The sequence below is a fragment of the Methylobacterium aquaticum genome (assembly GCF_001043915.1).
GTDB classification, from domain to species: domain Bacteria; phylum Pseudomonadota; class Alphaproteobacteria; order Rhizobiales; family Beijerinckiaceae; genus Methylobacterium; species Methylobacterium aquaticum.
On sequence record NZ_LABX01000007.1, the window covers coordinates 45,751 to 66,600 of the forward strand.

19 protein-coding genes are annotated in these 20,850 nt (G+C 71.5%); 10 read left to right on the top strand and 9 right to left on the bottom strand.

Going from position 1 to position 20,850, the window contains the following annotated elements; genetic code table 11:
* Positions 1–21: 21 nt before the first annotated feature.
* The gene (locus tag VP06_RS00985; RefSeq protein WP_048461959.1) at positions 22–912 is read right to left on the bottom strand and encodes an NAD(P)H-hydrate dehydratase; all 891 of its coding nucleotides are present in this window, start codon (positions 910–912) and stop codon (positions 22–24) included.
* A complete protein-coding gene (locus tag VP06_RS00990; RefSeq protein ID WP_048461960.1) occupies positions 909–1,673 on the bottom strand; it encodes a histidine phosphatase family protein in 765 nt (254 codons plus the stop codon). The genes VP06_RS00985 and VP06_RS00990 overlap by 4 nt, the downstream gene beginning before the upstream one ends.
* Before the next feature lie 214 nt (positions 1,674–1,887).
* Here VP06_RS00990 and VP06_RS00995 point away from each other — a divergent pair, with 214 nt between their 5' ends.
* Together VP06_RS00995 and VP06_RS01000 are read left to right on the top strand one after the other, a co-directional pair.
* Entirely contained in the window at positions 1,888–2,415 is a 528-nt protein-coding gene (locus VP06_RS00995) for a (2Fe-2S)-binding protein (protein WP_048461961.1), read from the top strand.
* A complete protein-coding gene (locus VP06_RS01000) occupies positions 2,412–5,963 on the top strand; it encodes a molybdopterin cofactor-binding domain-containing protein (protein WP_048461962.1) in 3,552 nt (1,183 codons plus the stop codon). Before VP06_RS00995 ends, VP06_RS01000 begins: the two co-directional genes overlap by 4 nt.
* Before the next feature lie 182 nt (positions 5,964–6,145).
* Here the strand turns inward: VP06_RS01000 and VP06_RS01005 are convergent, their stop codons facing one another.
* Positions 6,146–6,373 carry a hypothetical protein gene (locus VP06_RS01005; RefSeq protein WP_048461963.1) on the bottom strand — a complete coding sequence of 76 codons (228 nt, stop codon included), beginning with the start codon at positions 6,371–6,373 and terminating at the stop codon, positions 6,146–6,148.
* Between the two features lie 71 nt (positions 6,374–6,444).
* Complete coding sequence (gene phaR / locus VP06_RS01010; RefSeq protein WP_048461964.1) at positions 6,445–7,068, bottom strand: polyhydroxyalkanoate synthesis repressor PhaR; 624 nt, start codon at positions 7,066–7,068, stop codon at positions 6,445–6,447.
* Positions 7,069–7,357: 289 nt separating this feature from the next.
* Here phaR and VP06_RS01015 point away from each other — a divergent pair, with 289 nt between their 5' ends.
* The 3 genes from VP06_RS01015 to VP06_RS01025 all read left to right on the top strand — a co-directional run bounded on the left by VP06_RS01015 (position 7,358) and on the right by VP06_RS01025 (position 11,765).
* Positions 7,358–8,539 carry an acetyl-CoA C-acetyltransferase gene (locus VP06_RS01015; RefSeq protein WP_048461965.1) on the top strand — a complete coding sequence of 394 codons (1,182 nt, stop codon included), beginning with the start codon at positions 7,358–7,360 and terminating at the stop codon, positions 8,537–8,539.
* Positions 8,540–8,754: 215 nt separating this feature from the next.
* The gene (gene phbB / locus VP06_RS01020; protein ID WP_048461966.1) at positions 8,755–9,483 is read left to right on the top strand and encodes an acetoacetyl-CoA reductase; all 729 of its coding nucleotides are present in this window, start codon (positions 8,755–8,757) and stop codon (positions 9,481–9,483) included.
* A gap of 527 nt (positions 9,484–10,010) precedes the next feature.
* The gene (locus VP06_RS01025) at positions 10,011–11,765 is read left to right on the top strand and encodes a methyl-accepting chemotaxis protein (protein ID WP_245291001.1); all 1,755 of its coding nucleotides are present in this window, start codon (positions 10,011–10,013) and stop codon (positions 11,763–11,765) included.
* Positions 11,766–11,887: 122 nt separating this feature from the next.
* Here VP06_RS01025 and VP06_RS01030 read toward each other — a convergent pair whose 3' ends face one another.
* The 3 genes from VP06_RS01030 to VP06_RS01040 form a co-directional block, all read right to left on the bottom strand.
* Positions 11,888–12,070 (bottom strand): hypothetical protein, encoded by a 183-nt coding sequence (locus VP06_RS01030; protein WP_048461968.1) that lies wholly within the window; start codon positions 12,068–12,070, stop codon positions 11,888–11,890.
* Positions 12,071–12,228: 158 nt separating this feature from the next.
* Positions 12,229–12,636 (bottom strand): SWIB/MDM2 domain-containing protein, encoded by a 408-nt coding sequence (locus VP06_RS01035; RefSeq protein ID WP_048461969.1) that lies wholly within the window; start codon positions 12,634–12,636, stop codon positions 12,229–12,231.
* Between the two features lie 259 nt (positions 12,637–12,895).
* The gene (locus VP06_RS01040) at positions 12,896–13,915 is read right to left on the bottom strand and encodes an aldo/keto reductase (protein ID WP_048461970.1); all 1,020 of its coding nucleotides are present in this window, start codon (positions 13,913–13,915) and stop codon (positions 12,896–12,898) included.
* 148 nt (positions 13,916–14,063) lie between these two features.
* Here VP06_RS01040 and VP06_RS38465 point away from each other — a divergent pair, with 148 nt between their 5' ends.
* The gene (locus VP06_RS38465; RefSeq protein ID WP_280950150.1) at positions 14,064–14,189 is read left to right on the top strand and encodes a hypothetical protein; all 126 of its coding nucleotides are present in this window, start codon (positions 14,064–14,066) and stop codon (positions 14,187–14,189) included.
* 45 nt (positions 14,190–14,234) lie between these two features.
* Entirely contained in the window at positions 14,235–15,398 is a 1,164-nt protein-coding gene (locus VP06_RS01045) for an MFS transporter (RefSeq protein WP_048461971.1), read from the top strand.
* A 97-nt stretch (positions 15,399–15,495) separates the two neighbouring features.
* Here VP06_RS01045 and VP06_RS01050 read toward each other — a convergent pair whose 3' ends face one another.
* Entirely contained in the window at positions 15,496–15,753 is a 258-nt protein-coding gene (locus tag VP06_RS01050; RefSeq protein ID WP_245291002.1) for a hypothetical protein, read from the bottom strand.
* Between the two features lie 603 nt (positions 15,754–16,356).
* Here VP06_RS01050 and VP06_RS01055 point away from each other — a divergent pair.
* From VP06_RS01055 to VP06_RS37750, 3 genes are all read left to right on the top strand, one after another.
* Complete coding sequence (locus VP06_RS01055) at positions 16,357–16,689, top strand: hypothetical protein (RefSeq protein WP_048461973.1); 333 nt, start codon at positions 16,357–16,359, stop codon at positions 16,687–16,689.
* 81 nt (positions 16,690–16,770) lie between these two features.
* Positions 16,771–17,940, top strand: a complete 1,170-nt coding sequence (locus VP06_RS01060; RefSeq protein WP_048461974.1) for a mandelate racemase/muconate lactonizing enzyme family protein — start codon at positions 16,771–16,773, stop codon at positions 17,938–17,940.
* A gap of 240 nt (positions 17,941–18,180) precedes the next feature.
* The gene (locus VP06_RS37750) at positions 18,181–18,447 is read left to right on the top strand and encodes a GNAT family N-acetyltransferase (RefSeq protein ID WP_245291003.1); all 267 of its coding nucleotides are present in this window, start codon (positions 18,181–18,183) and stop codon (positions 18,445–18,447) included.
* Between the two features lie 222 nt (positions 18,448–18,669).
* Here VP06_RS37750 and VP06_RS01070 read toward each other — a convergent pair whose 3' ends face one another.
* On the bottom strand, positions 18,670–20,826 hold the full coding sequence (locus VP06_RS01070) for a methyl-accepting chemotaxis protein (protein WP_048461975.1): 2,157 nt from the start codon (positions 20,824–20,826) through the stop codon (positions 18,670–18,672).
* Positions 20,827–20,850 lie beyond the last annotated feature (24 nt).

The following is a 20,850-nucleotide window of genomic DNA, read 5'->3' on the forward strand; positions in this document are numbered from 1 at the left end:
GGCCTGCCAACGCAAGTCTGCTTAGAACACCGCGTCCGCCACATCCCGCATCAGCCCCGGCACCTCTCCCGCCAGCTCCCGGGCCAGGAACCCGATCGGCCCGCATGTCTGCGCGAGGCGCCGTCCCGCCTCGCCGTGCAGGAAGACGCCCCAGGCCGCCGCCGCGGCGGGCGTGGTGCCGCGGGCGAGCAGTCCGACGATGAGGCCGGCGAGGACGTCACCCGAGCCCGAGGTGGCGAGGCCGGCGCCCCCACCCGCATAATGCCAGGTCTCACCCGCCGGATCGACGATCCAGGTCTCCGCCCCCTTCATCACCACGACGGCGCCCAGGATTTCGGCAGCCTTCCGCGCCGCCCCGAGGGGATCGGCCTCGACCGCGTCGCGGTCGCAGCCGAGGCAGCGCGCCATCTCGCCGGCATGGGGCGTGAGCACCACCTGGCCTCCTCGCGCCCGCACCGCCTCGGCCTGCGCGCACAGCCCGTCGATGCTCGCGGCATCAAGGACGAACGGCGCCTGGGCCGGGCCGGTCAGGAGGGCGGCGGTCAATGCGCGGGTCGGCTCGCCCGACGCCATGCCGGCGCCGATCAGGATCGCGGCGGCCCGCTCGGTGCGCGGCAGCAGCACCTCGGCGGCGACACGGTGATCGACATGGCCGTCCTCACCGTCCGGCAGCCGCACCACCAGGGCCTCCGGCACCGCGAGGGCGGCGTGCGGGGCGGTGCCGGCGGCAATCGACATCTGGAGCTTGCCGGCGCCGGCCCGGAGCGCCGCGGTGCCGGCCAGGATCGCGGCGCCCGGCACCTCGACCGAGCCGGCAATGACGAGGGCGCTGCCGCGCGCCTCCTTGCTGCCGTTGCCGGAATCCGGCAGGGGCAGGCCGCGCAAGGTGTCGGCGGTGATCGCGATGGTCATCGGGCGGCTCCCGTGGCGTCGGGCTCGGCCGTCACCGGAGCACCGGCGCGTGTCAGCGGTGTCACGAAGTTGTACTGCTTCAGGACGAGCTTGCCGCTGCTGCCGCGATGCGGATCGAAGGCGTATTCGGTCACCGCGCAATTGGCGACGTCGCCCTCCCGGTCGATGCCCAAGATCTCGTCCTCGGTCATGCCCTCGATGAGGTAGCGCAGGCACAGCACCACGACCTGGTGCCCCACCACCAGCACGCGCCGCCCACCGTAATGCAGCGAAACGGTGTCGAGGGCGCTGCGCAGCCGCAGGATCACGTCGCACCAGCTCTCGCCGCCCGGCGGCCGGTGGTAGAACTTGCCGAGCAGGCGGCGGAACTCGGCCTGGTCGGGGTGGAGCCGGGTGATGCCCTCGCGGGTGAGCCGATCGAGGATCCCGGACTCCTTCTCGCGCAGGCGCTCGTCGGCGACCTCGTCGAGCAGCGGTTCGGCGACGCCTCCGGCCGCGCGGATCAGCCGGGCGGTGGACACGGCCCGGCGATAGGGCGAGGTCAGCACCACGTCGGGCCGCGCGGAGGCGGGCATCTCCGAGAACCACCGCCCGACCGCCGCGGCCTGGCGCTCGCCGAGAGGGCTCAACGGCACGTCGACGTCGCGCTCGGCAATGTCGATATGGGTGTGCCCGGCCGCATCGGCGGCGTCGCGGGCGACGTTGCCGGCGCTCTCGCCGTGCCGCACGATCCAGATCCGGTCCGGCCAGCGCTGCTGCATTGGTCACTCCCCCCAAGTATCAGGGAGGTAGCGGAGTCGGGCCGCACTGCAAGCGTCGGGGGGCTGCGATGCGTCCCGTTCCGCACGGCCAAACGCCTCTGGCCACGCTCTTGCAAGCCACGACACGCGCAGGCGGGGTTTACGGTCCCGGCCGAAATCTGTGAGAACTCAAGCCAGCCGGCGGGACAGCCGGGGCGGGGCGGGACAGGACCACATGCAGGACGATCGGCGGCCGATCGCCACCACCGCGCGGCTTGCGGCTTCGCGACACGTGCTCACGGTCAACGGCCGGAGCGTGGCGGTGGAGGCCGCGCCCGGCACCCGCCTCCTCTACGTGCTGCGCAACGACCTGGCGCTGAACGGCCCGAAATATGGCTGCGGCCTCGGCCAGTGCGGCAGCTGCACGGTCCTGGTCGACGGCCGGGCCCTGCGCTCCTGCGCGATTCCGCTGCGCGCCGCGATCGGCCGCCGGATCACCACCCTGGAGGGGCTGGCGCAAGGCGACCGGCTGCACCCGGTGCAGGACGCCTTCATCGCCGAGAACGCGGCGCAATGCGGCTACTGCCTGAACGGCATGATCATGACCACGGTGGCGTTGCTCTCCGCCAACCCGGACCCGAGCGAGGCCGAGATCCGGTCGGCTCTCCAGGGCAACCTGTGCCGCTGTGGCACCCATGTCGAGATCCTGCGCGCGGTGCGGGCCGCCGCCGCGCGGATGCGGTCCCGGGGAGACGCGGCATGAGACCGGATCCCGCCGCGCGCCGCCGGCACTGGCAGGAGACGGGCGACGTGCTGCTCGTCTACCGCGAGACGATCGGCCGCCCGCCCCGCCTCGGCGACGCGCCGGGGGCCGCCCTGGCGGCGGGGCCGCAACGGGCGCTCTACCTCGTGGTCGACGGCGAGGGCCGGGTCACCGCCTTCAACGGCCATGTCGATCTCGGCACCGGCATCCGCACGGCCTTGGCCCAGATCGTCGCCGAGGAACTCGACGTGCCGCTGGCCGACGTCACGATGGACCTCGGCAGCACCGCGACGGCCCCCGACCAGGGCGGCACCATCGCGAGCGAGACGATCCAGATCGCGGCCGTGCCCCTGCGCCAGGCCGCCGCCACCGCCCGCCGCCACCTCGTCGAGGCGGCCTCGCGCCGGCTCAACCGCGGCATCGCGGAACTGGTCGTCGCGTCCGGCACCGTCCGGGTCGCGGCAGAGCCGGATCTCGGCATTCCCTACGGCGACCTCGTGCGGGGCGCACGCACCGAGCTGACCCTCGATCCCGACGCCCCCGTCAAGCCGGTGGCGGATTATGGCATCGTCGGCCGGCCGGTGCCGCGGGTCGACATCCCCGCCAAGGCGACCGGCGCCTGGACCTACGTGCACGACGTGCGGGTGCCCGGCATGGTGCATGGCCGCGTGGTCCGGCCGCCGGTTCCGGGGGTCGATTCCGCCCTCGGCGGGAGGCTGGCGGCCATCGACGACGCCTCGGTCGCCCATATCCCGGGCCTCGTCGCGGTGGTGGTGATCGGCGACTTCGTCGGCGTGGTCGCCGAACGCGAGGAGAACGCCGCCGAGGCGGCGCGCTGCCTTTCCGTCACGTGGCGCCCCTGGGCGGGGCTCCCCGATCTCAACCGGCCCGAGGCGGCGCTCCGCGACAACCCCGCGACGGCGCGCCGGCTCCTCGACCGCGGCGACGTCGAGCGGGCGCTGGCCCATGCGCAGGAGCGGCTCGACCGCACCTATGTCTGGCCCTATCAGATGCACGGCTCGATCGGACCGTCCTGCGCCGTGGCGGAGTTCCGGGACGGCACTCTGGTCGTGTGGTCCGGCACCCAGAACCCGCACGTCCTGCAAAGCGACCTCGCGCTCCTCCTCGACATGCCGGAGGAGAGGATCGCGATCGAGCGCCACGAGGCGGCGGGCTGCTACGGCCGCAACTGCGCCGACGACGTCGCGGCCGATGCCGCGCTGCTGGCCCGCGCCGTCGGCCGGCCGGTGCGGGTGCAGCTCACCCGCGAGCAGGAACATGCCTGGGAGCCGAAGGGCGCCGCGCAAGTGATGGACGTGCGCGGCGGCCTCGATGCCGAGGGCGGCCCGGCGGCCTACGATTTCGAGACCCGCTATCCCTCGAACGGCGCGCCGACGCTGGCGCTGATCCTCACCGGCAAGGTCGCGAGCCAGCCGGCAGTGTACCCGATGGGCGACCGGACGGCTGTGCCGCCCTACGCCTTCGGCCATGCCCGGGTGACGGTGCACGACATGCCGCCGATCGCCCGCGCCTCCTGGCTGCGCGGCGTCTCGGCCCTGCCGAACACCTTCGCGCACGAATCCTACATCGACGAGCTGGCGAGTGCGGCCGGCGTCGACCCGATCGCCTACCGGCTGCGCTACCTGCCCGATGCCCGCGCCGCCGATCTCGTGCGCGCGGTCGCCGAGCGGGCCGCCTGGGTGCCGCATACCCGGCCCGGCACCCATGGCGGCTCCGGCGACATCCTGTACGGGCGGGGCTTTGCCTACGCGGTCTATGTCCACGGGCCGTTTCCCGGCAAGGCCGCCGCCTGGGCCGCCTGGGTGGCGGATGTCGCGGTCAACCGGGTCACCGGCGAGGTCGCCGTCACCCGGGTGGTGGTGGGCCAGGATTCCGGCCTGATGATCAATCCGGACGGGGTGCGCCACCAGATCCACGGCAACGTCATCCAGTCGACGAGCCGGGTGCTGAAGGAATCGGTCGGGTTCGACGCCACCGGGGTGACGAGCCGGGAATGGGGTAGCTATCCGATCCTCGCCTTCCCGCAGGTGCCGGACATCGACGTGCTGATGGTGCCGCGGCCGAACGATCCGCCGCTCGGGGCCGGCGAATCGGCCTCGGTGCCGAGCGCCGCGGCGATCACCAACGCGCTGTTCGACGCCACCGGCATCCGCTTCCGGGACTTGCCGCTCACCGCCGAGGCGGTGCGCGCCGCCCTCAACCCGCCGCGGATCGCCGGCCCCGACGCGCCGACGCGCCGGCGCCGCGGCTTTCTCGCGGGGCTGTTCGGGGCCGGCGCCGGGGCGCTCGCGCTCAGCCTCACCCTCCTGCCCTGGCGCCCGGCGTATCCGTCGATCGAGCGGCCGGACCCTGCGGCCTATTCCGCCGCCACGATCGCCCAGGGGCGCCTCGTCGCGGCGGCGGGCGCCTGCCTCGTCTGCCATGCCGGGCCGGACGGCCGGTCCTTCGCCGGCGGGCGCGGGCTCGAGACGCCATTCGGCACGGTCTACGCCTCGAACATCACCCCGGATGCGGCGGCCGGCATCGGCGCCTGGTCCTATCCCGCCTTCGCCCGGGCGATGCGCGAGGGCGTGTCGCGCGACGGGCACCACCTCTATCCGGCCCATCCCTATCCGAGCTTCTCCGGCATCGGGGAGCGCGACCTTCAGGCGCTCTACGCCTACCTGATGGCGCAGCGGCCGGTGGCGAACCCGGTCCCGGAGACCCGCCTGCGGCCTCCCTTTGGGATCCGGCCGCTGATGGCGGGCTGGAACGCCCTGTTCCACCGCCCCGTGTCATTCGCCGATCCGGCCCGCGGCCCGGACTGGAACCGCGGCGCCTACCTCGTCGAGGCGCTCGGCCATTGCGGCGCCTGCCACAGCCCCCGCAATGCCCTCGGGGCGGAGCGCCGGGGCGAGGCGCGCCTGGCCGGCGGCTTCGCCGATGGCTGGGAGGCGCCGGCCCTGACCGGCCTGTCCCGCGCGCCCCTGCCCTGGACCGAGGACGATCTCTACGCCTACCTGCGCACTGGCCGCTCGCCGCGCCACGGCAGCGCCGCCGGCCCGATGGCGGCCGTGGTCGCCTCCCTGGCGCCCCTGCCGGATGCCGACATCCGCGCCATGGCGGTCTACCTCGCGAGCCTCGTCGGCGAGGCGCCGTCGCCCCACCCTCGCCGCGCTGCCGCCGTCGCGGCCCCGCGCGGATCCGCCACCCTGTTCCAGGGCGCCTGCGCCTCCTGCCACGAAGGCGGGGCCGGGGGCGAACTGGTGCCCCTCGGCCTCGTCACCGCGGTGCACAGCGCCTATCCGGCCAACCTGATCCAGGCCGTCCTCAACGGCGTCGCGGCGGCGGCCGAGCGCTTCCCGAACCCCGATCCCTCGGCGCCGCCCGCCGCGATGCCGGCGTTCCGCGACACCCTCACCGACCGGCAGGTGGCGGAGGTCGTCGCCTATACCCGCGCCCGCTACGCGCCCGATGCGCCGGAATGGCCGGGGCTGGAGGCGGCGGTGGCGCGGGTGCGGGGCTCGACGCCGCATGCCGGGTGGTGAGGGCGTGGCGCAACGGGACGGGCTGGCCCGACGGCCGCGCCCTCCTCGTCCCGCACCGTCCATGGCCGTCCGGGACAGACCAAGGGCGCTGCTTCCCTCTTCCGTGTCGCAGCGGGGCTATGCTCAGGGGCGTCAAGATCAGCCTGGCACCGGATAGACGATGCGTGGTCGCCCACCGGGGCCTACCGCCGAACGACCATCGTCTCACCGGCAGCATACCGCGCCGACGCCATCTGCGAGCGGTGGCGGCGGGAGGGTCGCAGATCCCCGTCCGGCCCGTCGATGAGCTGGACCAGGAACGGAGCGAGCGGCCGGGCCGGCACCGCACGAGCCGGGGCGGAGACCTCGATCGGGACGAGGGCCCGTCCCGGCGAAGCCGGGTCCGGGACGGGCGTGTCGGGCTGGGACATGGCGGCGGCTCCGGGCGGCGATCTCGGACCAACGTCGCAAGCCGCCTGCCGTATCCCCTCCCCCGCGGCCGCTACTTCTTCGCCAGGGCCTCAAGCCGGCTCTGCATCTCGGCCATCTGGCGCTTGAGATCGTCCAGTTCACCCTTGGGAGCGGCGACGGGAGCCTTCGGGGCGGTGGCGACGGGCACCGGCGCCTCGGCCGGCTTGTCGCCCGTGGCCGGCTGCCCGCCGGGACCGAACGGCGAGAACATCCGCATGGCCTCGCTGAAGAAGCTCATGTTGGCGCGCACCTGCTCTTCCATGGCGTGCTGGAAGGCGGTCGGGCCGAAGGTCTGGGACATCTTCTCGCGCAGGCCGTCCTGCTCACGGGTGAGGTGATTCATCGAATATTCGAGGAAGCTCGGCACCATCGCCCGCATGCTGTCGCCGTAGAAGCGGATGAGCTGGCGCAGGAAGGCCACCGGCAGAAGGTTCTCGGCGCCGGCCTTGTTCTCCTGCTCGAAGATGATCTGGGTCAGCACCGAGCGGGTGATGTCCTCGCCCGATTTCGCGTCGTAGACCACGAAATCCTCGCCGGCCTGCACCATCGCGGCGAGGTCCTCGAGGGTCACGTAGGTCGATGTGCCCGTGTGGTAGAGACGCCGGTTGGCGTACTTCTTGATGACGGTGGGTGTCGACTTGCCGCTCTCCGCCATCGGTGTGTGGCCTCCCACTTTGCCAACCTCTTGGCCAGCCCGGCGGGAACTGGGCGGCGCCGGGCGAGCCGAATTGTTACCGGTTCTCATGATCGAACCTTAAGGCGTTCGTGCGCTGGCGAAAATAGCTATCTGCGCGCCGTCCACGCAAACTGGCCGCGCTGCCAGTGCGAGAACCGGCCGTGCACGCCTTGACTTCGCGCGGGGCAACGCTTTCATCCACGCCAAAGCGCGCGGGGGTGCCGGCCGGCATGCCGCGACGCCGGGAGCGGATCGAGAGGAGAGGCGCATGGCCGAGAAGGCAGATATCGTCATCGTGGGGGCGGCCCGCACCCCGGTGGGCTCGTTCAACGGGGCCTTCGCCACCGTGCCGGCCCACAAGCTCGGCGCCGTCGCCATCAAGGCGGCCCTGGAGCGGGCCCAGGTCTCCCCCGAGGAGGTCGACGAGGTGATCTTCGGCCAGGTGCTCGCCGCCGGCGAGGGCCAGAACCCGGCCCGCCAGGCCGCCATGGCCGCCGGCATCCCGCAGGAGAAGACCGCCTGGGGCCTCAACCAGCTCTGCGGCTCCGGCCTGCGCACCGTCGCCGTCGGCATGCAGCAGATCGCCAACGGGGACGCCACCATCATCGTGGCCGGCGGCCAGGAATCGATGTCGATGGCCCCGCACGCGCAGTACCTGCGCGGCGGCCAGAAGATGGGCGACCTCAAGCTCATCGACACGATGCTGAAGGACGGCCTGATGGACGCCTTCAACGGCTACCACATGGGCAACACCGCCGAGAACATCGCCCAGCAGTGGCAGCTCACCCGCGAGGAGCAGGACGCCTTCGCGGCCCGCTCGCAGAACAAGGCCGAGGCGGCCAAGAAGGAAGGCCGCTTCAAGGACGAGATCGTTCCGGTCACGGTGCCCGGCCGCAAGGGCGACGTGGTGGTCGATGCCGACGAGTACATCCGCGAGGGTGCGACGGTCGAGGGCATGGCCAAGCTGAAGCCCGCCTTCTCGAAGGACGGCACGGTCACCGCCGGCAACGCCTCGGGCATCAACGACGGCGCCGCCGCCCTGGTGCTGATGTCGGCGGCGGAAGCCGAGAAGCGCGGCCTGAAGCCGCTCGCCCGCATCGCCTCCTGGGCCACCGCCGGCGTCGACCCGAAGATCATGGGCACCGGCCCGATCCCGGCCTCGCGCAAGGCCCTCGAGAAGGCCGGCTGGAAAGCCTCCGACCTCGACCTGATCGAGGCCAACGAGGCGTTCGCGGCCCAGGCGCTCGCGGTCAACAAGGACCTCGGCTTCGACGATTCGAAGGTGAACGTGAACGGCGGCGCCATTGCCATCGGTCACCCGATCGGCGCCTCGGGCGCCCGCGTCCTCGTCACCCTGCTCCACGAGATGCAGCGCCGCGACGCCAAGAAGGGCCTCGCCACCCTGTGCATCGGCGGCGGCATGGGCGTCGCCATGTGCCTTGAGCGGTAAGATGCCTCGAGCGCTCAGCGCAACGTGCGCTCGGTTCCGCTGAAATATTACGCCTGAACCGAGGAGCGGCCGGGAGCCCGGCCGCTCCGTTGCAGTTAGGACTAAAAGAAGCGGGACTAAGCCCGCCTTCACGGTGGAACGGCCGCTTTCCGTAAAGTATCCACGGAAACGCGCCGAGGGACGGATCGCTCGAACGCTCATCAAGGAGAGGGCACATGGCAGAACGCGTCGCACTGGTCACCGGGGGCACGCGCGGGATCGGCGCTGCGATCTCGAAAGGTCTGAAGGACGCCGGGTACAAGGTTGCGGCCAATTACGGCGGCAACGACGACGCCGCCCAAGCCTTCAAGAACGAGACCGGCATCCCCGTCTTCAAGTTCGACGTCGGTGACGCCGCAGCCTGCGAGGCCGGCATCCGGGCGGCGGAGGCCGAGCTTGGCCCGATCGACATCCTGGTCAACAATGCCGGCATCACCCGCGACGGCATGTTCCACAAGATGACCTTCGAGCAGTGGCAGGCGGTGATCCGCACCAACCTCGACTCGATGTTCACCTGCACCCGTCCGCTGATCGACGGCATGCGTGCGCGCGGCTTCGGCCGCATCATCCTGATCTCGTCCATCAACGGCCAGAAGGGCCAGATGGGCCAGACCAACTACTCGGCCGCGAAGGCCGGCGTGATCGGCTTCGCCAAGGCGCTGGCGCAGGAGAACGCCAACAAGGGCATCACCGTCAACGTGATCGCGCCGGGCTACATCGCCACCGAGATGGTGAAGGCGATCCCCGAGGAGGTGCTGAAGGCCAAGATCCTGCCGCACATCCCGGTCGGTCGCCTCGGCGAGGCCGAGGAGATCGCCCGCGCGGTCGAGTTCCTGGCCGGCGAGCAGGCGGGCTTCATCACCGGCTCGACGCTGACGATCAACGGCGGCCAGCACTTCGTCTGATCGCCCCGGCGCGACGTGCCGCGACCTGAACACCGCGACGAGCCTCGCCCGACCGGGCGGGGCTTTTTTGTCGCCCGACCCAATCGGGGACCGTCATCCGCTGTCGGCCCGATCGGCGCGCGCGGAGGGATTCAGGTTCGCGGATGCGGGCAGCGCCTCCCATTCCACCGTTCAGGCTTGCTGATTGGTTTTCGACCGGATCGTCCGGAGGCTCCATCAGACTAACGGTCGTCGACGACGACCTGCGATGCGACTTCCGGAAGAGTCCTTCCCGACAGCGTACCACCAGCCCGCGCGGCGCATGCACGAAGCCGATTTGCGCATCGCGAAGGGATCGACCGGAAAGCGTATGTTACCGGTGGCCTGAGATGCCAACGCATCAGGTATCCAATATCATCCCGGTCTCTGATTTCAGATATCTCTCGCTCATCGAGTCACTGCATTTGCGCCGGACAATCCGGATTGACTTGACTGACGACCCGACAATGCGTCTATTTTTCTCTATTTGACGTTCAAGTAGCAGTGGTTTGCATACGTGGCAAGTGATTATTAACTATAATGTGAAAGCCTGGCGGCAAATTCCGGAGACGGACATGTTCAGGCACCTTCGCATCACGCATCGCGTCGCCGCTCTGGCGATCCTGGGTCTTGTTCTGGCGTTTGGATCGCTCGGGCTCACACTCTGGCAGATCCGAACCATCATGCTGGACCAGAAGCGCGAGGAGATTCGCCACAGCGTCGAGGCTGCGGCGACGATCACGGAATCCTACCTGAAACGATCCAAGTCGGGCGAGATGACCGAGGCGGAGGCACGGATGCGCGCGGCGCAAGTCCTCAAGTCGGCGCGCTTCGACGGCGGCAACTACTTCCTGATGTACGCTTTCGACGGCACGACCTTGATGCACCCGATCCGCGCGGATCTGGAGGGGAAGAACAACATCGATCTCAAGGACAAATTCGGCACGCCGATCATCCGCGACATGATCAAGGTGGCCTCGGGTCCGGGCGCTGGATTTACAGAATATTATTGGAAGAAGCCCGGGGACGATCGGGAAACGCTCAAAATCTCGTACACCATCGCCATCCCGGAATGGCGCATCTTCGTACTGGCCGGCCTGCACCTGTACGACGTCGATGCCCTTCTGTGGCAGCAGATCACGCATCTCGGCATGAAGCTGGCGCCTGCGGCGGTCCTGTTCGTGCTCCTCGCCGTCGTCATCGGCCGGAGCGTCGCCAAGCCGCTCGGCGGTCTCACCCTCTCCATGCAGCGTCTCGCCCGCGGCGAACTCGATGCCGAGATCGCCGGTGCCGGGCGCCGGGATGAGGTCGGGCAGATCGCGTCGGCGGTCGTCTCGCTGCGCGACGGCCTGCGGTCCCGCGCCCTCGAAGAACTGGCCCGCGACGCGGCGGCCCGTCAGGAGAGCGGGACCCGGCGCCGGCAGGCGATGGACGAGATCGCGCGGGGCTTCGAGCAGGCGATCGGCGGCATCGTCGGCCGCGTATCGTCCTCCGCAAACCGCCTTCAAGCGACGGCCCAGGCCATGACCGCCACGGCGACCGAGACGGCGAGCCAGTCCGCCACGGTGGCCGCAGCCGCCGAGGAAGCAGCCTCCAACGTCCACACGGTGGCGGCGGCGGCCGAGGAATTGGGAGCCTCGGTGCAGGAGATCGGCCGGCAGGTCGGCGGCTCGGCCCAGCTCGCCCGGTCGGCGGTCGAGGATGCCGACCAGACGACGGCGCTCGTGCAGACCCTGCGGTCCAGCTCGGCCAAGATCGGCGACATGGTGGGCCTGATCTCGTCGATCGCCGCGCAGACCAACCTGCTGGCGCTCAACGCCACGATCGAGGCGGCCCGGGCCGGCGCGGCAGGGCGCGGCTTCGCCGTGGTGGCCGCCGAGGTCAAGGCACTGGCCGAGCAGACCGCCAAGGTGACCGAGGACATCACCCGGCAGATCGGCGAGGCGCAGAGCGCGACCGATCTCGCCGTCTCGGCGATCGGCGGCATCACCGGCCGGATCCGCGAGATCGACGGCATGACGGCATCAATCGCGGCAGCCGTGACGCAGCAAGGCGAGGCGACGCAGGAAATCGTGCGGAATGTCGGCCATGCCGCGATGGGAACGAGCGAGGTCACCGGCACCATCTCGGGCGTCGCGCAGGCATCGGAGGAGACGGGGGCCGCCGCCGGGGAGGTCCTGAGCGCGGCGTCCGATCTGTCGCGGCAATCCGAGCAGCTCTCCGCGGAGGTGACCCGCTTCCTGGCGACGGTGCGGGCGGCATGAACCGACGCCCGCCGGTCCGACGGCGCTGGCCAAGCGGACCCGGACCACGATCCTGATCCGCGCCAAGCGGAGTCCGGAAGGGGTCCTTCAAACCGAGCGGGTCGGCTGGTGCGCCGGATGCGTCACGGTTCGGGCCGAAGCGGAACGCACTCTCGCCGGCCGCTCGCCAGGCAATCCTCGAGCGCCGATTCCCGGCGCAGCGTCTCGGCGAGCCAGACGCCGCCGGCCACCAGGACGATGAGCACGATCATCGCCGCGAGGGCGCGCCGCCGGCCGGACTCGCCCGGGTCTCGGATCTGGGACATCGGCTCTCTCCGGGGAAGACCAATCGCCTCCTCGGGTCCTCGCGGAGCGGCGAGACAGGCGCCGATCCCCTCCCGGCGCCGCTGGGGCACGGATGGCCGCTTTGCGCGACCATCCGGGTGGGAGCAGGCAGATCGCCCGGATCGACAGGATGATCGCCCTACTTCAGGTGCTGGGCGAGGTACTTGTTCATTTCGAACATCGTCGCCTTATCCTTGCCGAAGACCTTTTTCAGCTTGTCATCGGCGAGGATCTCTCGCTTGTTCTCGGGGTTCTGGAGCGAGTGGGTGCGGATGTAGTCCCACACCTTGCTCACCACCTCGCCGCGCGGGATCGGGCTGTCGCCGACGATCGCGGCCAGCTCCGGGGTCGGCTGGAGCGGCTTCTGCAACGCATTCGGCTTGTCGCCGGATTTTGGGGCGGCGACTTTCTTGCCCTTGGCTTCCTCCTTGACCTCCTCCTTAGCCTCCTCCTTGGCGGCGGCCTTCGGGGCGGCCTTCGCAGCCTTCGGGGGGGCGGCCTCGGGCTCGGCTTTCGTCTCGGCCTTCTTGGTGGTTTTGGTCGCCATCGGTCTCCTCCGGTCTGCAACCCATCTCCCAGGGCCGAACAGTGGACATGCCTGGGCACATAGCGTCAACAACTAAGCCGTGAGCGGGGCGTTCCAAGAGGAAATCGCCGTCGGGCCGGCGTCATCCACATCAGATGCGCCGTTAGCCTGACGAAGGCGGGCTCGCCCGGGCGGAGCGGGTCTCGGATCGTCGCAGACGATGCGGCGACCTCACGGACCAGGGCGCCTCGTCCGGACGATCGTGCGACGGGACGATGCCTCAGGCGGGGGCCGCCGTCCAGGTGGTCCGGCCCTCGAGCGGATAGGCCGGATCGGTATAGCCCGGGGTCGAGGGATGGCCCGCCGGCACCAGGCCGTCGACCAGGGCCTCGTCCTCCGGGGTGAAGCGGTAGTCCAGCGCCCCGACATAGACGCGCCACTGGTCGACCGTGCGCGGCCCGGCGATCACCGACGTGACCGCGCGGTTGTTGAGCACCCAGGCCACCGCGACGTCGATCACCGAGGCGCCCTTGGCCTCCGCATGGGCCTTCAGCCGCTCGGCGATGCGCAGGCTCTCGGGCCGCCACTCGGTCTGCATCATCCGGGTGTCGCCGCGCCCGGCACGGGTGCCCTCCGGCGGCGTCTCGCCGGGCCGGTACTTCGCCGTCAGCACGCCGCGGGCGAGGGGCGAATAGGGGACGACGCCGAGACCGTAATGGGTGCAGGCCGGCAGGTGCTCGACCTCCGGCATCCGGTTGAGCGCGTTGTAGTAGGGCTGGCTCGCCACCGGCCGGTCGATGCCGTGCTCGTCGCACAGGCGGCAGATCTCGGCGACCCGCCAGGCGCGGTAGTTGGACACCCCGAAATACCGCACCTTGCCGGCGCGGATCAGGTCGGCCATCGCCCGCACCGTCTCGGAGAGCGGCGTGTCGTGGTCCTCCTTGTGGAGGTAGTACAGGTCGATCCGGTCGGTGTTCAGCCGCCGCAGGCTGGCCTCGCAGGCTTGCACGATGTGGCCGCGGGACAGGCCACGGTCATTCGGCCCCTTGCCCATCGGGTTCGCCACCTTGGTGGCGAGCACCCAGGCGTCGCGGTCGCGGGCGATGGCCCGTCCCACCACCTCCTCCGAGCGCCCTTCCGTGTAGGCGTTCGCCGTGTCGATGAAGGTGATGCCCCGGTCGCGGGCATCCGCGACGATGCGCTCGGCCTCGTCGTCGGGGGTCGGCCCGCCGAACATCATCGTGCCGAGGCACAGGGGCGAGACCTTCAGGCCGGACCGGCCGAGGGTACGATAGTCCACAGGCGTTCCTCCCGCGATGATGGCGTTTGCGTGGCCGTGGCACCGCCGCCGCACGCCTCACCCTCCATGGTGTGGATGCTGGGGTTTTCCCTCTCTTTACCCGGTTCGGCAAGGTTGCGTTAAGCACGGAGTCGCGAAGGTCGCATCCATGATGATCGCTGCTCTCTCCCTCTCCCTCGCCTTGTGCGCCGCCGGCGCCCTCGTCCTCGGCCTCGGGGCCATCGTCTCGGTCGAGCCGCCGCGCGACGACCCGCACGGCGCCGGCCTGCTCTGACGCCGGGCCGCGCGGCGGACCGCGAGACCGGATAGGCATCGCGCGATGCAGGCCATCCCGGGCGCGCTGCCGCGCTTCCTTCTCGTCTATGCCGCGCTCTATGGCGGTTACGGCCTCACCACGCCGTTCCTGCCCGCGCTGTTGAGCCAGCGCGGGCTCTCTCCCACCGAGGTCGGGCTGGTGCTCGCCGCCGGCACCGGCCTGCGCCTCGCCGCCGGCCCGCTCGCCGGGACCATCGCCGACCGGTTCGCCGCCGGACGGGGCGTGCTCGCCGTCTGCGCCGCCCTCTCGGCGACGAGCGCCCTCCTCTACCTGGTGGGTCATGGGTTTGTCGGGTTGCTGCTCGCCGGCCTCGCCCATGCCGCCGCAACGGCGCCGCTCGCCCCCCTCGCCGACGCCCTGGCGCTGCCGGCGGCCAAGGCGTCCCGCTTCTCCTACGGCACCGTGCGGGGCGCGGGCTCGGCCGCCTTCATCGGCGGCACCCTGGCGGCCGGGCAGGTCACGGGGTTCCTCGGCCTCGCGGCCCTGCCGGTGGCGGGCGCCGCCGCCTTCGCGGCGCTGGCCGGCGCGACGCTCCGCCTGCCGGTCGCCGCCGCCTCGGCCCGGACTCAGGTCACGGCCGGGGCCCGGCAGCTCTTGCGCATGCCGGCCTTCCGCCGCCTCGTCGCGGTGGCGTCCCTGGTGATCGGCAGCCACGCAGTGCACGATGCCTTCGCGGTGATCCGCTGGCGCGAAGCGGGCCTGAGCCCGGCGACCGCGAGCCTGCTCTGGGCGGAGGCAGTGGCGGCGGAAGTGGCGGTCTTCCTCGTCGTCGGCCCACCGCTCCTCGCCCGCCTCGGTCCGGCCGGCGCCCTGGCGCTGGCGGCGGGCGCCGGACTTGTGCGCTGGTCGGTGGCAGCGCTCACCGTCGCGCTGCCGGCCCTCGCCACCATCCAGGCCCTACACGGGCTGACCTTCGCGCTCCTGCATCTCGCGGCGATGCGGATCCTCGGCCAGACCGTCCCGCCCGCCGTCGCGGCGACGGCCCAGACCCTCTACGGCACCCTCGGCCTCGGGATCGCCACCACCCTCGCGACCCTGGCCGCCGGCCCGCTCTACGGCGCCCTCGGGGCGGGGGCGTTCTGGATCATGGCGGCTGCCTGCGCCGCGGCCCTGCCGCTTGTGCCGGGCCTCGCGGATGAGGCGGTGGCACCGGATCGTCCGCACTAGTCGGCAGGCCGCCCGGCTCCGGGCCTGCGGCAGGCGTCGCGCCTCGCCGGGCTGGCGGACGCAGCCGCCTCCGCTCGTGCCGATCCGGGTGCCGCCGTCAGTTGCAGCCGGTGCAGATCCCGGTGTCGATCCGGTCGTCGGCGCGCTCCAGGCGCGTGCGGTCGTCGATCCGGCGCTCCAGGCGCCGATCGCCCGGGCCGGGACGCGGCACCGTCGCGCCGACCGAACTGGTATGCGGCGCCGTGATGGTGGCCAGCGGGCCGCCCCCGGTGCCGGTCTGATCGGGACGGGTCTGCGCCTGCACGAGGGAACAGGTGGCGATCCATGCGCCGACGAGGAGCGCGCAACGGAGCAAGGGCGATCCGGGCATCATGGACTCCTGTCGCGGGAGAACCAGTCTCCATGAGGCCGCCGCGCGGCCCACCACAGCTCCCTAACGCGGGAGGAACGGGGCCGTTGCGCCGTCCGCTCAAGAACGCCGCCGGGGAACTGGATCCTCGCGGGTGTCGGGATGACGACCGAACACGCCGACGGCGACCAGGACGACAACGAGCCCCAGGGCGATCAGGAAGACCTGCATCTCAACTCCTTCGCGCGGAACCGATCGCGACCGGACCCCGCGCACTCCCTATCAAGATCCGCGCCACCTTCTGCCGGGTGGCGATAGCCGTCCTCCCGTGACGGCAGGACGACAGGCCGCTGACACTGCGCGCATATCGGCCAGAATGCCAGAACATCGATGAGCCCGAGATGTCGAAAGTCCCGAGACGTCGATGATGCCACGCCCTCGCGGGCACCGCGTCATCGTGCCCGTCCGCGAGGCCAGGCCGCCCACCCGCCGGGCCTCGCGCATCGCTCAAGCCCGGTTTCGACCGGAGCCGGCACTCCCGGGCGGGAACGCCGGCACGGTCCTGCCGTTGGCCCGGTCCGACTGCATCCGAACCGTGGACATCCCCGAATGCCGATCACATCACCGGTCGCCTGGCCGATCCGCACCAGTCTCCTCGCCCTTGCCCTCGCATTGCTGGCCGGCCCCGCCGCGGCCCAGGGCATCGACAACGGCGCCGGCACCGCCCGCCCCTCGACCGGCAACACCGGGTCCGGCATGGCGAGCGAGCCGCCGGGCACCGGCATTGGCGGCAACAATCCGGGCAGCATGGGCTCGACCGGCGCGCAAGGGTCGAGCGGCGGCAATATGGGCCCGGGCCCGACCGTGCAGCGCCACGGCCCGACCGGCAGCGGCGCACCCGGCACCGGTCCCGGCGCGCAGACGAACGGCACGGCGCGCTGACGCGGCGCGCGTCCTGCGCATTTGCCAGCACGGACGGCCGCCCCTACGACACGACCCCATCGGGCTCGTGAGGGATCTGCCATGCGCATCACCGCCATCCGCGACATCGTCGCGCCGATCAAGTCGGATATCGCCAATGCCTGGATCGACTTCTCGACCATGACGGCGAGCGTGGTCGCGGTGGTGACCGACAGGGTGGTCGACGGCCGGCCGGTCGTCGGCTTCGGCTTCAACTCGAACGGCCGCTACGCGCCGCAGGGCCTGTTGCGCGAGCGCTTCATCCCGCGCCTGCTCGGTGCCAGCCCGGACGACCTCCAGGGCGAGGACGGCCTGATCGACCCGCACCGGGCCTGGGCGGCGATGATGCGGAACGAGAAGCCCGGCGGCCACGGCGAGCGCTCGGTGGCGGTCGGCGTGCTCGACATGGCCCTGTGGGATGCGCTCGCCAAGGCGAAAGGCGTGCCGCTCTGGCGCCTGCTCGCCGACCGCTACCGCGGCGGCGAGGCCGACCCGACGGCCTGGGTCTACGCGGCCGGCGGCTACTATTATCCGGGCAAGGGTCTCGACGCGCTCCAGGACGAGATGCGCTCCTATCTCGACCGCGGCTACAGCACCGTGAAGATGAAGGTCGGGCTGGTGCCCCTGGACGAGGACATCGCCCGGATCGAGGCGGTGCTCAGCGTGCTCGGCGGCGACGGCTCCCGTCTCTGCGTCGATGTCAACGGCCGCTTCACGTTGGAGGAGGCGATCCGGTTCGGCCGGGCGATCGCGCCTTACGGCCTGCGCTGGTACGAGGAGCCGGTCGATCCCCTCGACTACCTGGCCCATGCGGCGCTCGCCACGACCTATGACGGCCCGCTCGCCACCGGCGAGAACCTGTTCTCGCATCAGGACGCCCGCAACCTGATCCGCCACGGGGGCCTGAGGCCGGACCGCGACATCCTGCAATGCGACCCCGCCCTTTCCTACGGGCTGGTCGAGTACCTGCGCACCCTCGACACCCTGCGCGCCCATGGCTGGTCGCCGCGCCGCTGCGTGCCGCATGGCGGCCATCAGTTCGCCCTCAACATCGCGGTCGGTCTTGGGCTTGGCGGCAACGAGAGCTACCCGGACGTCTTCGCGCCCTTCGGCGGCTTTGCCGATGCGGTGCCGGTGGCGGATAGCCGCGTCGCGATGCCGGACGTGCCCGGCATCGGCTTCGAGGCGAAATCCGCGCTCTACGCGGTGATGCGGCCGTTGGAGCAGGGGTGACGCGGGTGCCCGCCGGGCCCGGGCCTGGCGCGGCGGACGAGGGCGGGAGGCCGACCGCCCGGCCTGCCGTCGCGTCCGATCTCGCGCCGCTCCTCGCCCTCCTGGCCGCCTCCGAGGTCAGCCGAACCGCCGAACCGCGGGAGCATGCCGCGCGCGTGTGGCAGGACACCCTCGCCCATCCGGGCGTCACCGTCTTCGTGTCCGAGGCGAGCGGGCGCATCGCGGCCACCTGCATGCCTCGTGACCGCACCGAACCTGCTGCGCGAGGGACGGCGCCACGGCTTCCTGGAGAACGTCGTCACCCACCCGGCAATCCGGGGACGGGGGCACGGCCGCGCCGTCGTCCAGGCGGCCCTCACCCATGCCTGGGCGAGCGGCTGCCACCACGTCCTGATGCAGAGCGGGCGCACGGACCCGAAGGTGCATGCCTTCTCCCAAGCCCTGGGCTTCGTGCCGGGGCGCCGCACCGCCTATGTCGCGGCGCGCCCGATCGTTCCGATCGCGTGACTGCGGTCCCCTGGACCACGTCACGATCGCGTCGCAATGGCGACGTTCCCCAGTGTTTGTTTTGCTGCATTGTCTTCGACGAACCGGCATCCCCTTCGTCGGACAATGCTCTCAGCAGACGTGCGTTGGCGTGCCAATGAACGTCTGCCGAGGCTCTTGTTTATCGTCGATTCTTGCCGCCGAAGCGGTGACCATTTCGGCGAGATCGGCTGAGCGCCCCGGTCAGGCGGCCCGCACGCTGGCCAGGAACACATCGACCTCCTGGCGCAGGCGGGCGCACTGGTCCGACAGGTCGTCGGAGACCTGCGCCACCTCGGACGCGGCGCGGCCCGCCGTGCCCGCGGCGTCGGCGACCTCGCCGATGTCGCGGGTCATCGCGGTGGTGCCGTCCGTCGCCTCGGCCATCTGGCGCACGATCTCGTGGGTCATCGCACCCTGCTCCTCGATCGCCGAGGCGATGCCGGTGGTGACCTGGCTCATCGCCTCGATCTGCGCGGTCACGCCGGCGATCGCGTCCCCGGCGCCGAGGCTGGTGGATTGGATCGCCGCGACGTGGCGGCCGATCTCGTCGGTGGCCTTGGCGGTCTGGCCGGCGAGTTCCTTCACCTCGGCCGCGACCACCGCGAAGCCGCGCCCCGCGGCCCCGGCTCGGGCCGCCTCGATGGTGGCGTTCAGCGCCAGCAGGTTGGTCTGGCCGGCGATCTGGGAGACGAGGCCGACGACGTCGCCGATACGGGCGGCGGCGGCGGAGAGTTGCGCCATCGTGCTGCCGGCAGCCTGGGCCTGCGCCACCGCCTCGGCCGACATGCCGGCGGCCTGCACGACCTGACGGCTGATCTCCGATACGGTCGCGCCGAGTTCCTCGGCCGCCGCGGCGACGGCCCCGATATTGCCGCTGGTCTGCCGGGCGGTGGCCGCGACGCTGACCGAGCGGGACGCCGTCCCCTCGACCGCCTGCGTCACGGCGCCGGACGCCCCGCTCAGGCCCTCGGCCGCACCGGAGACGCGGGCGACGATGCCGCCGACCGAGACCTCGAACCGGTCGGCGAGGTCGCGCAGCAGGCTGCGGCGGGCCTGCTCCTCGCGCAGGCGCGCCGCCTCGGTGGTCCGCAGCTGCTGGGCCGCATCCTCGAGAGAGAGGTCGCGGATCATCACCACGGCCCGAGCGATGTCGCCGATCTCGTCGCGGCGCCGAGAGCCGGGGACCTCGTCGAGGGCCTGCCGGGCGGCCAGCGCCTTGATGGCTGTCGTGAGCGCGCCGAGGGGACGCACGATCGCCCGCGCCATCAGGAGCCCGAGCGCGGCCGTGCCGAGAAGGACGACGAGGCCGATCATCACCAGGATCCGCGACAGCGCGTCGACCGCATGTAGCGCCTCGGCCTCCGACTGCTCCGCCAGCATGGTCCAGTTGGCCCCGAGCACCGGCACCGCGGCGCTCGCCGCCATGTGGCGGCCGTTCGACGCCTCGTAGGAGAACGGCGCCCGCACGGCGAGCCGCTCGGCGGCGATGCCGAGTTCGCTCACCGGCGCACCGGCCGCGATCCCGGCCGAGAGCGGCGGCTTGCCGCGCAAGCGGCCATCGGCACCCGCCACGACGACCTGACCGGTCTCGCCGAGGCCGGCGCGCTGCGCCAGGGTCGCGTCGAACAGGGCGGGCGTCAGGCGCATCACGATGTAGCCGGCGCGCTCCACGGCCTGCGCGGTGCCCATGGCGACGTTGGCACGCCGGTTCATCGTCTTCCCGATGAAGGCCGCGGGAGCCCCGCCGACCGGATAGGCGGAGAAGTCCGCGAACGAGACCGCGTCGGGCGCAGCGCCCTTCATCTGCTCGAACAGCCGGGCGAGACTGGTGTCACGCAGAGCCGGATCCTTGACCGAGGCCGCGAAGTCGTCGCCCTTCGTCGCCGTGTAGACGATGCGCCCGTCGGGATCGAGGAACAGGAGATCGGCGTAGCCCGGCTGGCTCAGGAGCCGGCGGGCCACCTCCTGCACCTTCACGTGACGGCGGCCATACATGGTGTTCGTGGTGGTGCCGTCGAAGGCGAGGCGCGCCTCCGGGGTCGGCGGGGCCCGGAACGCCGCCAGGATCCCGGCATAGTCCGGCTTGGCGGGATCGAGAGTCTCGATCAGGTCGGTGAAGTTCGAGGCCACCTGCGGGTGGCTGGCGGCGGCGGCGAAATCGGACCTGGCCTGATCGGCCACGAGGGCGATGCCGTGCCCGGTCGCCGTCGCGGCGAGCTGAAGCCGGTCTTGCACCGCGGAGACGAGGCTGCTCTTGGCCGAATACCAACTCAGGCCGCCCATGACCGTCGCGCTGACGAGCGCGAGCCCAACGATGGTCGAGGGCAGCCTGACGGCCAGCTTGGACAGGGAGAACATACGGTGATCCAGCTCGCGACGCAC